Here is a 14,244-nt window from a genome sequence, read left to right as displayed (position 1 = left end):
ATATGAAGATTGGCACTTCTATCGATAATTATTTAGCCTTAGTGTGAAGGGGGTTAAATTAATAGTTTACCTTTAAGCCTTTGGAAACAGGAGATACGGGGTAGTTGTACTGCCTAGTAGCTTTTTGGTGTCACTGCCTTTTAATAGCTCAATCAAGCGCGGCTGGGCAAAGGCACCAGTCATCAGTAGACCAATATCGTTATCGCGTTGGTAGTAGTTTAAAGCTGAAGTGACATCGCGGCAGTCGAGCAAGGCTTTTTTGCATTTAATACCAGCCTGTTTCAGGCGCGCATAAGCTTCACGTAGCGCATCGCAGTTTTCAGAATTTTCTTTACCAACCATGACGACGTGGATTAGTAAGGCACGCACGAGAGAAGTTTTACATAGCCAATTGAGCATTTTATGGGAAGTGGGGCTATTATCAAATGCAAATAAAGCACTGATAGGGGGCAAAAATGGTGCATGAGTCACCAAAATGGGGCAGTGACTTGAGCGGATAAGCTGGCTTAGAGTGGATTTACAAGTGACATGATGACCAATCACGATAATTTGGGCTTGGTCATCGATATAATTAATACTGTCATCGAGCTTTTCATGCCGATACAGCGTATAAGTCTTGATTTTATGACGTTGCTGCTCGCAATAGCTGCTGGCTTGATGTAAAAGCAGCTTACCTTGCGCTTTTAGCTCACAATTACTCAAGTGCTCTTTTGTAGTGAATTGATCTAGTAAGGTATTTTCATCATCAATATTGAGGCAGCCTGAATAATCAACGGCTGCCTTTTGCTGTAGGCTTGGCACTGAATACAGCAGTCCAATCGGGGCTTGCAAGCGGATAGACGCCCATATGCTTGCTTCCAATACAGCTTGCACATGGTCTGGACAGTCTAAGCAGGCAATCACGCTATCTGGCTTCAAATTACTCATAGAGGCATCACATCATTTCAATAACTTAAATGCAAGCTGGGCAGTCGAGATATGGCGCTCAACTGCTCAACCTGATTTATATACCAATATAATTACTGATCAATAAACCAATCGTTTATATCAGCTTGATAACACACATACAGTTCTAATCTAATAAGCCAATGTCTCGGCGATCATGAGTCGAAAAACGATCGATAAGGGTACGGCTGGCACTGTTCAATCCAACGACTTTTACCTCAATACCTTCGCGTTGCAAACGTATCACCAACTTGTCTAAGGTGTCTACTGCGCTGACATCCCAAAAATGCGCTTGGCTAACATCAATATGAACGTTATCTAATGCCTCTTTGGTATCAAAGCTTTGCAAAAACTGCGTGGTAGATGCAAAGAACACTTGTCCTTGAACGTAATAATAACGCGTATTGCTACTGTCATCATATTCGCTAAATATGGTTAAGAATTGACCAATCTTATTGGCAAAGGCTAGGGCAGATAATAGTACGCCAACACCAACGCCATATGCTAAATTGTGAGTAAAAACGGTAGTCAAAACCGTTGCTAGCATGACGATATTAAATGACATAGGATGGGTCTTAAATTCACGAATAGACTGCCAGTTAAAAGTACCAATAGATACCATAATCATCACAGCTACCAGCGCCGCCATCGGTATCAAGCTGACCCAATCACTTAAAAACACTACCATAATCAGTAGTACGACACCAGCGATGAGCGATGATAAGCGGGTACGCCCACCAGATTTTACGTTAATCATTGACTGCCCAATCATTGCACACCCAGCCATACCCCCAAAGAACCCTGAGACCACGTTAGCGATACCTTGACCACGGCATTCGCGGTTTTTATTACTTGGCGTATCGGTCAGCTCATCGACAATGGTTGCTGTCATCATAGATTCCAACAGACCTACGATGGCAAGTGCAATCGAGTAAGGCGCAATAATAAGCAAGGTAGTCAAGTTTAGGGGAATATCAGGAAGCAAAAACATTGGTAATGAATCTGGCAAGTCACCCATGCTACCGACGTTACGAATATCAAGATTCATATACATGGCAACAGCTGTCAAACCTACAATACAAATCAGTGGCGATGGAATAACGCGACCAATTTTAGGAATGAGGGGAAACAAATAGATAATCGCCAAACCTGTAGCAGTCATTATATAAACCGTCATGCCGACGCGTTCAGTGGCAGGATTAAGCTCGGGCAGCTGAGCCACAAAGATCAAAATCGCCAACGCATTGACAAAGCCAATGACCACTGAGCGCGACACAAAACGCATCAGATTACCGAGTTTTAAGATACCCATTACGATTTGAATACCACCGCACAATAAGGTTGCAGCAAGCAAGTATTGCAGACCGTGATCGGCGACCAAATCAACCATAACCAGTGCCATGGCTCCCGTAGCTGCCGAAATCATACCCGGGCGTCCACCAACAAAACTGATGACTACTGCGATGCAAAATGAGGCGTATAAACCAACTTTTGGGTCGACACCGGCGATGATAGAAAAGGCAATGGCTTCTGGAATCAGTGCCAGAGCAACAACCAAACCTGATAAGGTATCGCCACGAATATTGGAAAACCACTCTTCACGTAAATTACCAAAAAAAGATGTCATAAGTAAACTGCATATGGTTGGAGACAAAAAAAGCAATCATTACTCATTGATAGAATGATTGCATTGTGATGAGCATTTCTAGAATGATAAAATTGTGTCCGCAATCATGGTCTGCGGTAGAAGAAAACAGATGAATTGTCAGAAAAATTATAAAAATACGTATGATGAAAAATAAGGGAGAACATACCTGTCATACTATTAGCATAATATGAAACATTGCCAATAAGAGGCGACAGTCATATGATAAACATCACAACATGCTAAACTAAAACAATAGGTTGAAGTTGTCATCAATATAGTCGCTTTTACTAAGGTCGCTATTATAGCATTAGCCACTCAATATAAAAACCGCCGTCTCATTGTATAAAGTATTGAAAAATCAGTACCGAAATATGGTTGATACCGTTATCATGCTATTCATTTTAATCGAATGGTTCAGGCGATATGTGCATTACATTGATTGTCTGTTTTCTTGATATCATTTTGTTCGTTTATTTATTCGTTTCATAAAAGGAAAAGCCATGACCGCTAGCACCGCAACAGAAACCTTACTTCATAAAGGCAGTGGTTTACAAGTCGTGGTCGGTTTGGGGCAGTCGGGGTTATCGGTCGCGCATTATTTGGCCGAGCAAGGCTACCAAGTTGCTGTCACTGACAATCAGGAAAATCCTGCGTTAGCAGACAAGCTACCTGTTAATATTGATATCAGGCAGTTTGGCGCGATAGATGCAGAATTATTACAACAAGCGGCACGCATCATTATCAGCCCTGGTATCTCTTTAGATCATGTTACCATTGCAGCAGCGCGTGCGGCAAATATTCCAGTCGTCAGCGATATTCAGCTGTTTTGTGAGGCTTGTACGGTACCAATCGTTGCGATTACTGGCTCAAATGCTAAGAGTACAGTCACGACACTGGTCGGACAAATGGCGGCAGATGCAGGTATCAATGTTGGCGTAGGCGGTAATATTGGTGTGCCAGCGCTAAATCTTCTGAGTAATACAGAGATGGAGCTAGCGGTCATAGAATTGTCTAGTTTTCAGCTAGAAGCGGTCACCAACTTAGGAGCACAGGTTGCAACAGTCCTCAATATGTCTCCTGATCATTTAGACCGTCATGGCGATATGCTCGGCTATCACCAAGCCAAACACCGTATCTTTCAAGGCGCCAAATCTGTAGTAATTAATCGTGAAGATGCGTTGACTCGGCCACTGGTGTCAGACAGTCTACCGCGATTAAGTACAGGTATTCATGCGCCTAATAAAGGACAATATGGACTTATTACAGATACTGCCGGACAGACTTACTTAGCACGCGGCACAGAGCGTCTAATATCGGCAGACAAACTCAAGATAAAAGGGCGTCATAACCTGCTTAATGCTCAAGCAGCATTGGCATTGGGTGAGCTTGCTGGTTTGCCACTTGAGAGTATGCTAAACACCTTGCAGCAGTTTGCAGGGCTTGAGCATCGCTGCCAATATGTTTCTACAGTTGCTGGCATTGATTATTTTAATGACTCTAAAGGCACTAATATTGGCTCCACTATGGCGGCTGTTGAAGGTTTAGGTGCAGTATATGCGCCAAAAGACGGTAAGCTGCTATTAATATTGGGCGGTCAAGGTAAAGGTCAGCAGTTTGGTGAGCTTTCACCCTTTATCAATCAATATGTGAGTCAAGTGCTGTTTATTGGTGAAGACGGTAAGCAAATTGAGCAACATTTACGCGCAGCGGGTCTCAGCGATGAGGTCAGTCTGCATCAATGTCAGACATTAGAAAATGCTTTTGCGACGATTGAGCAAGTAACAGCAAGTAGTTTGTCGCAAGTACAGGCAGTGTTATTGTCACCTGCTTGTGCAAGCTTCGATCAGTTTGATGGGTTTGTCGCGCGCGGCGAGCGCTTTAGCCAGCTCGTTAACCAGCTAGATGTTGTGTCTTAGAGGTTTCTATCATGAATAGCGAAACCTAAGCATCTATATCGCCCTATTCAGTCTTGTAAAGCACCTTGTTACAATATTATGTGACATGCGCTTTATAATCGTAAACACGACAAGCATTTTCTGGATAAATGATTGTTTTGCTTATAAATTGCTGCTACTGTCAAAGACAAGCATTACGGTCAGGAATTACAGACTGTAGCAGAGACAGTGAATACTTTGATGAGTATTAATTGAAGGTTTTCTAATCGACACTGTGTTGCTTATGCGTAACTTTTTAGTCAAATCTATTTACCAATATCTCTTTTTAATTTTTAAACGGTGGCGTTGAATAAACGCCGTGTTTTTTCGTTTGCTAGTGTATATAAAATTATGGCGCTCTCTTCTTTCTTTCGTTCTTCTTTTCAATCTCGACAACCTAAGGGTTCTGATGGCGTCTTGTCTATGCCATCTGCGCGTGCGATTTTATTATCTAGCGTTGGCTGTATGTTGGTTATGAGCCTATTAATGGTGGCTTCGGCGTCTATTCCTTTTGCGCTCAGCCGCGGCATGACAGAGCTAAAGTTTTTTTATAATCAGCTTCTATATATGGGCATTGGACTGGCTATCGCAGCGGTTTCTTACCGTGTTGTGTCCTTAAAGACCTTATATAAGACCGAAACCCAATTTATACTCTTAGCCATTACAGGAGCCTTGCTATTTGCTACCTTATTTAGCACGCCCATTAACGGCTCGAAGCGTTGGTTAACCTTAGCGGGATTTAACTTCCAAGTAGCAGAACTTGCAAAGCTTGTAATGATTATATTTGTCTCAGATTTTGTTGTACGGCGCTCATTCGAAGTTCGTAATGGTTGGGATGGCTTTTTAAGGATTGCGTTGGTGGTTGGGATGATAACCTTCCTATTATTGGCGCAGCCAGATTTTGGCTCCTTTGTGGTTATTATCGGCATGGTCTTTGCGATTTTTTATATCGCTGGTGCTCCTTACAAACAGTTTATAGCCTTGGGTGCGGTCGCTGTCGGCGGCGCAGTATTAATGGTTGCGACGGTACAGTACCGATTGGTACGGGTGATGTCTTTTCTAGACCCATTTGATGATGTGCAAGATACGGATTATCAGTTGGCACGCAGTTTAATCGCCTTTGGTCGTGGACAGTTTACCGGCGTTGGTTATGGTGAAAGCGTGCAAAAGCTGTCGCATTTGCCGGAAGCGCATACCGATTTTTTATTAGCCATTACAGGTGAAGAGTTAGGTTTTGTTGGGGTGACGATGATTCTAATACTTGAAGCGCTGATTATCGGTAGTGCCATGCGTATTAGTTATACCGCTCTAAAGCGTCGGCAGATGCGCATGAGCTATACTGCTTTTGGCATTGCGGTCGTGTTTATTGCACAGACCATTATTAATGCTGCAATGAATATGGGTGCAATTCCGACTAAAGGTTTGACAATGCCTTTCTTTAGTTATGGTGGCTCATCAATGCTGATTAGCTTAGTGATGGTGGCAGTACTACTAAAGATTTATAAAGAAAGTCCTGAGATTGAAAAAAGCCAGTGTCGTTATTATTAAATGGTTTTATTCATCAAAGCGGCGCTAGTAGCGGCGCTTTTTTATTACGTAGTTTTATTATGTAGCAGGCATATTTAAAGACTGCCTACCTTGTAATGGCGTGTTATCCCATTGAGAAATTGCTTGATTTAGCATACGCTCTGGCGAGTCATGCTCGACTGGTAACTGCCCTAATAGCTTTAACGCATACGCAAGTAATTTACTTGGATGACGGGTATCGATAGGCTGCGCAAGATTTTGCTTGGAGAGTTTTTGACCATCTGAATTGCATATCAAAGGCAGATGATACCAATGACTGATCGTCGGTAAACGTGCTGCTTGCATGATGCTGATTTGAGCAGTCGTCATCGGTAAGATGTCCAAACCACGCATGATATGGGTGACTTGCTGTAGTCCATCGTCAAGACTTGCTGCCAAAATATAATTAATCATGCCATCTTGGCGTCGAGCCACCATGTCCCCTAAAGTTTGCTGCGGATTGTCCCATTGTATGCCCTGAATACCATCGTTGAATCCAATACAATAATCTGGCAGCTGTATACGCAGTTTATGTTGTGTAGGACTTAAATCCTCCTCAATACAAAAGCGTGGATAACGTTGCCTATTAGGTTGTATATCGCTATCTACTTTTCGATCATCGTTAATACATAAGTCAGTGGATAATTTTACATCATTAAGCGCTATTTGCTGCTCTTGCTGTGTCCAATAATGCTCTAAACGCTTACGTGAGCACTGACAGCCATAAGTCAGAGGACTCAATACTGAAGAGACATAATCATTATAAATATCAATGCGCTCAGATTGAAAAATAACATCGCCATCCCAGTTGAGCCCAAGCGTCTCTAAATCTATCAAAATTTGCTCGGTAAACTGTCTGTCACAACGTTCGGTGTCCGTATCTTCGATACGTAATAACCATTTGCCACCGAGTGATTTGATATGACAAAAGCTGGCAAGCGCGGTCGTTAACGAACCTAGATGCAGCTCACCTGTGGGTGAAGGCGCAAAACGGCCGATAGGCTGCGTCAATTCAATATTGGTTGGCATGGTTTTCTCTGACTCAGACGGGGTAGACGTTTTCCACATAGACAGTTATTGTAAAATGACTGGAGAGATAAATAGAATAAACAATACACTTATAAAAAGATATTTAACGAATACGCTCATTTTTTTGGTGACTCGTCAACCTGCATAAAGCCTATTTATAAAACGCAAAGAGCGACCAATCAATAGTCGCTCGTCCTTATTGTCATACTTGATCAAAACCGCTTCAGTTCACTATATCTTGTATGTAGCAAACCTAAGCGCTTTTAGGTATGACCTTGGTTTTGGCGTTCTTTAATCTCAGACAATGTTTTGCAATCAATACACTGAGTTGCTGTTGGGCGTGCTTCAAGACGACGCAAACCAATCTCTACGCCACAGGTTTCACAAAAACCGTAATCATCATTTTCTATTTCTGAGATAGACTTGTCGATTTTGCGAATAAGCTTACGTTCGCGGTCACGCGTACGCAAAGTCAGCGCAAACTCTTCTTCTTGAGTAGCGCGATCATTGATGTCTGGCATAGCGCTCGACTCATCTTGAATATAAGTCTTGGTGCGATCCGCTTCACCGATAAGCTGATGCTTCCAGTCTAACAACATTGCCTTAAAATGTGCCAACTGCTCATCAGACATATACTCTTCGTCTTTGGCAGGTGCATAAGGCGTAAACTTAACATCACTTGGATTCGTGGTCAGGGTGCTCATATGGGTATCCTACTTTTTCAAATTAATTCAATAAAACGTGCTGTCAAAAGACCAGACGTTATCAATTTACCAAACGCTATAAATTTTCCCTTTATAAAACGTTTTACCACTTAGTAACACAGCTGATCTGATAAAAATGTTTGTCTCAATATGCTGATAATGACGTATCAATGGTCAAGTATATTGTCATAAATATTTTTATTTAAATGGTTATATCTAAATAAAATAATAAATCACTGACTATGTACACTTAAATTATGGTCGAGGTAGCCATCCTAGCTATTATAATATTACCTAATGATATATTAAACTGTTGTCATTTCTAGCACTATTTATCGTTTGTAATGCTGTCTTCAAAACATGGCTCTCAAGACAAAAATGCAATTAGTTATATTGACATCAACCTATACTGTGCCAGCCATTCTATGACGAATCAAGCAAAATCAGAGAGCAACATAGCTAACAGGCTCAAAGCACCATTATAGCCAAACAAGTAATCAACTCTAGTCAATAAAACTGGTCGTCAAGTATCTAGTCTTTCAACCCAGCTTGCAACCTCTCCATTGTTGGCTAATTGCAACCAACGATACCCTGGGCGCATATTTTTATCGTAGGCAAAATTGTCTTCAAACGGCTTAAATTGATAGCAGGTAGAAGGAGTGCTATACACAGTAACACCTTGATGATGGCGTGTTTGCTCTTGATGGGTATGTCCATTGATAATAACGCTAAGATTTTCAAAAGGGGTTATATGCTGCCAGAACTCTTTTGCATTCTCTGCCATATGGCTATCAATCCATTCGGAATCTACGGGCAATACATGATGATGGAGCGCGATGAGCGCGGGCTTAGCACAAGATGCTAGCTGCTCAATTACCCAATCAATGTCGGTCCCCGTAATCTCGCCTTCTACTTTGCCAGTAATCGATGAGTCTAGTAAAAGCAGCTGCCAATGCTCAGACTCAATCAAATGACGGCTAAGCAGACGTGGGTCAGAAGCCCTCGCAATCAGCGTCCGTTGGTAAAAAGGTAAGTCCTCACCCATCTCATCAGTCACGTCATGATTGCCAGCAATACAAGCAAAGGGAATGCCTGTCTCCTTCAATACTGTAAAAATATGGTCATAAATAGCAGGCTCTACTTTATTGACCAAATCGCCTGTTACAATAATTAAATCACAGCGTATCTCTTTGCTCAATGCTTGCTTGATAATTGCCTCAAAACTATATTGGCAAACAGCGACTTCACTACTGGTTTCATCAGCAGAAGCCGGCACATGTGATGATAGATGCAAATCAGTGATTTGTAATACATTCACCTGTCCGTCTGGCGTGCTGACGGCACTCACAGGATAGCTTGGCATTAGATTTTGCCCCTTATCGAAGACTAACAATGAACACTTTTAGGATATTCGGATAATTAAATGTAACATGCTAGCTCACCTGATTTTTCGATGTCGTTTTTATAGAGGGCATTTTTGACTGCTGATAAGAATAGTGTTCCCTCTTGCGTAAAGCCTATTAACTATCATATTGATAGCATTAGTGAAATTTTACAACATTAAACGTATGAAAGCTTTAGCAATTTTAATGAAATAAAGTTGTGCAAGGGAAAGAGGTATTTGAGAGCATTACTAATGGCTATAGTGTGTTATGGCAAATGGCCTACCTTCTAACGGCGTGGCGACCAAAACTTTGCCAATATGGATCTTGATGTGGTCAGCTTTGAGATGATTAAAGCAGTAAAGAACAAACTGGCTAAGACCAAGACGATAGAGAGTCCAGTTTGGATATCAAGCCAAATACTGCCCCATACACCGAGTGTCACACCAAGTTGGGCTGTAAATAGGGCGATAATCACCATCTGTTTTGGTGACGCTGACCACAGGCGGGCAGTAAGAGCTGGCAATACTAATAAGCCGCTGATCAATAAGCTGCCAACAGCTTGCAAAGCGATGGCACAAAACCCTGCTAATACGCCCATAAAAAACAGACGTTGGCGAGTAGGGTTAATGCCTTGTATACGTGCCAAAGCTTCATGGGTTGCCAATTTAATTTGGGCAGGCCATATGTAAATAAGCAATGCCAAACCGACCAATACGCTACCAGCAATTAAGGGTAAATCTGCCCAATCAAGCTCAAGCAAGTTACCAAACAAGAACCCTAATACATTTGCTTGCTGATCGGTTAGCTGGGTTAAGGTTAATAGCCCTAGACACAGTAAGGATACGGCAACCACTGCTAGTACTGCATCGGCTGGTAAGCGCTCATCATCAATCAATACCAGTCCTACTACCACCATCACACTGATCAATGCAATACCAATGCCTATGGGCAGCTGCCACCATACTGCCAGTGCCACACCGAGTAATGTGCCATGTGCCAGCGCATCCGCGAAAAAAGCCATACGTCGCCACAAGACCAAGCATCCTAAAGGTGCTGAAAGCAATGCTAAAATACTACCGGCAATCCAAGCAGGCGCAATAATGGCTAACCAAGTGGTCATAATACATATCCATAAATTTTTATAAAAAGGGTGTCAGGCACTTTTTTCTTTAAGCAAGTTGGTTGTTATTGTATTTAACTGGGTGCGTGATGCTCGCAGGCATGTGGCTTATGGACATATGGCTGCTCATAATGATGACCGAATAGTTTCTGAAACTCACTGCTGATGGCAAGCTCGCTTGGCCGTCCTTCACAACAGATATGCTTATTCAAACAAATCACGCGTCGACTGCCTTTCATAACCCAGTGCAGATCATGAGATACCACTAGCATGGCGCAGCGTAAAAAATCCGGTAGTTCATCGATAAACTGATACAACCAAACCTCAGTATCAGGATCAAGCCCCTGCATCGGTTCATCTAAAATCAATAAATTGGGTTTATCTAATAACGCCCGTGCCAATAATACCCGTTGGGTTTCACCGCCCGATAGATGCAGCATTTGCCGTGATAGTAGATGGGTCAATGATAATTTATCAAATATAAACTGCCGCTGCTCAGGCGTTAGGCGTTTTTTATGTGCTTGCGCTAACAAGTCGCTGACGCGTAATGGTAGTATTGGTGGCACAGAAAATCGCTGCGGCACATAGCCTATCTGTAAATTCTGGTATGGTGTTATCTGTCCAGCTTTCGGTTCAATCAAGCCTAAAATAAGCTTAACCAGTGTCGACTTGCCAGCACCATTAGGACCAATAACGCTTACTGTCTCATTGATAGCAAGGTCAATATCGATATTTGAGAGAATACGTTGCTGGCCAACATAGTAGCTGATATTGGTTAAGCTCAGCAGCGGGCGTATATCGCTCGCAGTAGTATTGTCAGCAATAGAAGGCAGTGGCTGATTATGGGATAGGGTAGAGAGGCTCATAAGATGACAACTAATAATAGATAAAAGGGTAGTACGGACGAACCATCAGTAGCAGTGAACATATCTTTATCAGTGCTTAATTTACTAATACCGGTAAATGTGTGCTACTGGCAAACTTGGCAACGCCCACTCAATTCAATAACACTGCGTGCCACCGTAAAGCCTACGTCTTGCTCAGCAAAGTTCATCATCTCTTGCACAGGTAGGCTGCTGCACTCTTGCACCCGCTTGCATTGTTCGCAGATTAAAAAGGCGGCCGTATGATGCGCTCTTGGATGGCAGCAAGCAACATACGCATTGATGGAGGTCAGCTGATGAATCAGGCCCTCTGCCAACAAAAACTCCAAACTTCGATAGACCGTTGGCGGCGCGACGTTTTTTTGCATCGAGTCATTGGTGTGATTGTCTGTGGTGGGCGAGCGTTTTTGCTGTAACAGAGTAATCAAGTCATAAGCACCAATCGGCCTATTGGCTTCTAAAACCAGTTGATATATTTGCTGACGCAAGGATGTAAAGCGTGAGCCATTTAGACGGCATTGATCTTTGGCCTCGGCCAAACGTTCTATCACATCGTGCGGCGTAAAGTCCTGCGCATCATGCAGATGTTCACAAACTGATGAGTGGCTAGACATGGTGCAGACTCCTAAAAATAAAATGGCTGTTTTATTATATTTTTTATTGTTATAGTATAACATAATAAAACGAAAAGCAGATAAGCTGTCTTAAGCTATCTGGTATCTATTCTGTTTTTATCAAATAATATGTTTTAACACTACTACGGTCACCACTTATTTCTCATCACCTATATAACAAAGATACCAACTATGAACTCAGCTTTTAATCGTTTACTACGTCCAGTTATGAAATTAAAACGTATACTCATTGCTAGCACTGTGCTAGGGGTTTTGACGCTAAACGCTCAAGCCGCAACCGTGAGTGTGAGCAATTACCCCATGTTTTTACTCAGTGAGGCTGTCACTGATGGGACGCCCTCAGCCAATAGAATTCTGCAAGCAGGCGATGTAGGACACCATGGTAGCATCAGCCCAGGTGATATCAAGGCGATTCAAGACAGCACCTTTGTAGTTTGGTTTGGTGAGTCACTAGAAAATAATTTGGCAGCAAACTTGAACAATGCGCCCAACTCTATTGCCTTATTTAAATTTGATGCATTTAAGCGTCGTCCCTTGCGCGATATCAAAGGTAAGCCTATCGCTGGCACGTTAGATCCGCATATTTGGCTAGACCCTGACAATGCCAAAGACATTACTCGAGCGCTTGCCGTCATACATAGTCATGCCAATCCGCAATATAAAAAACTTTATCATGCCAATGCGCAAAAATTTGCCCAACGTATGGATGCAGCAGTGGCAGAGTCAAACCGTTATGCTAATCAAAAACCTTTGCCATACTGGGCTTATCATGATGCATATCAATATATGGAAAATAGCGTCAATCTACAGCTCATTGGTAGCCTAAGTACTGACCATCATCTTGCGCCAAAAGCCAGTCAATTACGCTGGCTTAACGATCAGCGTCCCACTAAGAGAATGTGTCTGGTCAGTCCAAGTGCGCCTGCCAAAGGTTTACTTGCCAAGTTGCAGCCCGTTCAAGATACCGTCCAGGCAGAAGATATGAGTAATAGTAAAGACTTTGTCAATGGGTGGCAAACGATGGCACAGCAGATTCGCCAATGCGTATCGTAATGGACTTATTAGAATAAGTGATTGAAACTGTTAATTAAGAATCCCTAAAGACTGTGATATAGTGCCGATAAAAGACCAGTTGTCTATGCTTAAATATCTGAAATCTTGATGATTGAGCTAGGTGACTGATAAAAGGTATATTTTACTTGCTTAAAAGGGGTTCGCTCCCTATAATAAGTGGCGTTTAATTTTGGTTAAAAGGTAATATCTGTAGAGTGAGCCATTCACGGATAATTGTATCGCGATGATATCAGATAGCGACACAATCTAAATGTTTAAGGCTATAGGAATACCGATGACCAAGCCTGCCAAACGCACACAAAAAGATAAAATTGGTATTTATATCAAACGTCAAGCATGGATACTGTTTATCCTTATTATTATTGCTTGGTTTGTAGATACGATGTGGCTGCACAGTGCGCTAACCGTTGCAAAAAGCACCGCTATTGGTGCCTTGCTAAGTTTTACCACGCAAGTGGTCTTTGCCTTTTTTATCTTTTGGTATACCGGTTATCGCGCGCGCTTACATATTGTTAGCCAGCTTTATCGGGGTCAGGTGGCCAAATGGCTATTGACTGTGTTTGGTTTCGCACTAATTTTTATTACCGTACAACCCCTATCAGCGCCTGCGCTGTTTATCGGTTTTATGGTAATGCAAATTAGTCACAGTTGGATGTTGTGGCATATACGCTAGTGTTAATAAATGATAACTATATACATAGTTACAGTATTCATTGCGCTTAGCAAGTCACCCTGCCGTCCAGCTTCTCTATGACTGATTTTAGAAAGTCGAAGCATAATAATTGTCTCAGGACAGTACCAACTATCGTGATATAAGCGTTTGATGTAAGGTAGCGTGCAGTAATGTGCGGGTAGGGGAGCGCGAAATGAGCGTTTACTACTATTTATAATTAAATTCTTACAATTTAATTATAAATGCGAAGCGATGGCATTAAACGCCACTAGCAGCTAACTTATTCATACAGCGGACAAAAAAGTCACAATTGACTTTACACGAATATAACCCTGCATTAATATATGCAGCTAAATATTTTAGTTAACAGCGCTGTATTGAGCGTCGACTGTCAAAACACAGTGATAAGTAAACATATACATAAGAATTTTGCGTACACATGTAAAGGGCTATTACTGAACTATCATAAGTCCTTTTTTTTGATAGCTAAAATTCATCTTACGCTATCAAATCAGCATGAGTTATAGAATTATGGGTTGGATGTTATTGGTTATATGAGCGTGTTAGCATGAGTCATTTGCTTGCTTTGTTGCAAGGCAGATAGCCATACTAAACTCTCATCAGATGACAACCATATTTTTGGTAGT

12 protein-coding genes are annotated in these 14,244 nt (G+C 42.0%); 4 read left to right on the top strand and 8 right to left on the bottom strand.

Annotated features, from left to right (window positions below; genetic code table 11):
• Positions 1-72: 72 nt before the first annotated feature.
• On the bottom strand, positions 73-927 hold the full coding sequence (locus AC0J5Y_RS11715) for a universal stress protein (RefSeq protein ID WP_475130845.1): 855 nt from the start codon (positions 925-927) through the stop codon (positions 73-75).
• A 145-nt stretch (positions 928-1,072) separates the two neighbouring features.
• On the bottom strand, positions 1,073-2,572 hold the full coding sequence (locus AC0J5Y_RS11710; protein ID WP_475130844.1) for a SulP family inorganic anion transporter: 1,500 nt from the start codon (positions 2,570-2,572) through the stop codon (positions 1,073-1,075).
• 521 nt (positions 2,573-3,093) lie between these two features.
• Between AC0J5Y_RS11710 and murD the strand changes: the two genes are divergently transcribed.
• Both murD and AC0J5Y_RS11700 read left to right on the top strand, forming a co-directional pair.
• Positions 3,094-4,509 carry a UDP-N-acetylmuramoyl-L-alanine--D-glutamate ligase gene (gene murD / locus AC0J5Y_RS11705; protein ID WP_475130843.1) on the top strand — a complete coding sequence of 472 codons (1,416 nt, stop codon included), beginning with the start codon at positions 3,094-3,096 and terminating at the stop codon, positions 4,507-4,509.
• Positions 4,510-4,950: 441 nt separating this feature from the next.
• Positions 4,951-6,075, top strand: a complete 1,125-nt coding sequence (locus AC0J5Y_RS11700) for an FtsW/RodA/SpoVE family cell cycle protein (protein ID WP_475130842.1) — start codon at positions 4,951-4,953, stop codon at positions 6,073-6,075.
• A 57-nt stretch (positions 6,076-6,132) separates the two neighbouring features.
• Here the strand turns inward: AC0J5Y_RS11700 and gluQRS are convergent, their stop codons facing one another.
• The 6 genes from gluQRS to AC0J5Y_RS11670 form a co-directional block, all read right to left on the bottom strand.
• Positions 6,133-7,122: a tRNA glutamyl-Q(34) synthetase GluQRS gene (gene gluQRS, locus AC0J5Y_RS11695; protein WP_475130841.1), complete on the bottom strand. Its 990-nt coding sequence runs from the start codon at positions 7,120-7,122 to the stop codon at positions 6,133-6,135.
• 263 nt (positions 7,123-7,385) lie between these two features.
• Positions 7,386-7,826: an RNA polymerase-binding protein DksA gene (gene dksA / locus AC0J5Y_RS11690; protein ID WP_011514645.1), complete on the bottom strand. Its 441-nt coding sequence runs from the start codon at positions 7,824-7,826 to the stop codon at positions 7,386-7,388.
• Positions 7,827-8,349: 523 nt separating this feature from the next.
• Positions 8,350-9,189, bottom strand: coding sequence for a metallophosphoesterase (locus AC0J5Y_RS11685; RefSeq protein WP_475130840.1), 840 nt, complete (start codon positions 9,187-9,189; stop codon positions 8,350-8,352).
• Between the two features lie 308 nt (positions 9,190-9,497).
• Positions 9,498-10,331, bottom strand: a complete 834-nt coding sequence (locus AC0J5Y_RS11680; protein WP_475130838.1) for a metal ABC transporter permease — start codon at positions 10,329-10,331, stop codon at positions 9,498-9,500.
• Between the two features lie 74 nt (positions 10,332-10,405).
• Complete coding sequence (locus tag AC0J5Y_RS11675; protein WP_475130837.1) at positions 10,406-11,197, bottom strand: metal ABC transporter ATP-binding protein; 792 nt, start codon at positions 11,195-11,197, stop codon at positions 10,406-10,408.
• Positions 11,198-11,301: 104 nt separating this feature from the next.
• Positions 11,302-11,829 (bottom strand): Fur family transcriptional regulator, encoded by a 528-nt coding sequence (locus tag AC0J5Y_RS11670; protein ID WP_475130836.1) that lies wholly within the window; start codon positions 11,827-11,829, stop codon positions 11,302-11,304.
• A 192-nt stretch (positions 11,830-12,021) separates the two neighbouring features.
• Between AC0J5Y_RS11670 and AC0J5Y_RS11665 the strand changes: the two genes are divergently transcribed.
• Positions 12,022-12,903, top strand: a complete 882-nt coding sequence (locus tag AC0J5Y_RS11665; RefSeq protein ID WP_475130835.1) for a metal ABC transporter solute-binding protein, Zn/Mn family — start codon at positions 12,022-12,024, stop codon at positions 12,901-12,903.
• Positions 12,904-13,198: 295 nt separating this feature from the next.
• Entirely contained in the window at positions 13,199-13,597 is a 399-nt protein-coding gene (locus AC0J5Y_RS11660; RefSeq protein ID WP_475130834.1) for an ATP synthase subunit I, read from the top strand.
• Positions 13,598-14,244: the final 647 nt, after the last annotated feature.

This window comes from Psychrobacter sp. TS_SC_6 (assembly GCF_056156305.1).
Note: the sequence above shows the minus strand (reverse complement) of the source record. Positions and strands in the feature narration are given on the sequence as shown.

Excerpts from the sequence above, each read along its gene's own strand:
- AC0J5Y_RS11715 (WP_475130845.1), bottom strand. The coding sequence starts at position 927 with ATGAGTAATTTGAAGCCAGATAGCGTGATTGCCTGCTTAGACTGTCCA.
- AC0J5Y_RS11710 (WP_475130844.1), bottom strand. The coding sequence starts at position 2,572 with ATGACATCTTTTTTTGGTAATTTACGTGAAGAGTGGTTTTCCAATATT.
- murD (WP_475130843.1), top strand. The coding sequence starts at position 3,094 with ATGACCGCTAGCACCGCAACAGAAACCTTACTTCATAAAGGCAGTGGT.
- AC0J5Y_RS11700 (WP_475130842.1), top strand. The coding sequence starts at position 4,951 with ATGCCATCTGCGCGTGCGATTTTATTATCTAGCGTTGGCTGTATGTTG.
- gluQRS (WP_475130841.1), bottom strand. The coding sequence starts at position 7,122 with ATGCCAACCAATATTGAATTGACGCAGCCTATCGGCCGTTTTGCGCCT.
- dksA (WP_011514645.1), bottom strand. The coding sequence starts at position 7,826 with ATGAGCACCCTGACCACGAATCCAAGTGATGTTAAGTTTACGCCTTAT.
- AC0J5Y_RS11685 (WP_475130840.1), bottom strand. The coding sequence starts at position 9,189 with ATGCCAAGCTATCCTGTGAGTGCCGTCAGCACGCCAGACGGACAGGTG.
- AC0J5Y_RS11680 (WP_475130838.1), bottom strand. The coding sequence starts at position 10,331 with ATGACCACTTGGTTAGCCATTATTGCGCCTGCTTGGATTGCCGGTAGT.
- AC0J5Y_RS11675 (WP_475130837.1), bottom strand. The coding sequence starts at position 11,197 with ATGAGCCTCTCTACCCTATCCCATAATCAGCCACTGCCTTCTATTGCT.
- AC0J5Y_RS11670 (WP_475130836.1), bottom strand. The coding sequence starts at position 11,829 with ATGTCTAGCCACTCATCAGTTTGTGAACATCTGCATGATGCGCAGGAC.
- AC0J5Y_RS11665 (WP_475130835.1), top strand. The coding sequence starts at position 12,022 with ATGAACTCAGCTTTTAATCGTTTACTACGTCCAGTTATGAAATTAAAA.
- AC0J5Y_RS11660 (WP_475130834.1), top strand. The coding sequence starts at position 13,199 with ATGACCAAGCCTGCCAAACGCACACAAAAAGATAAAATTGGTATTTAT.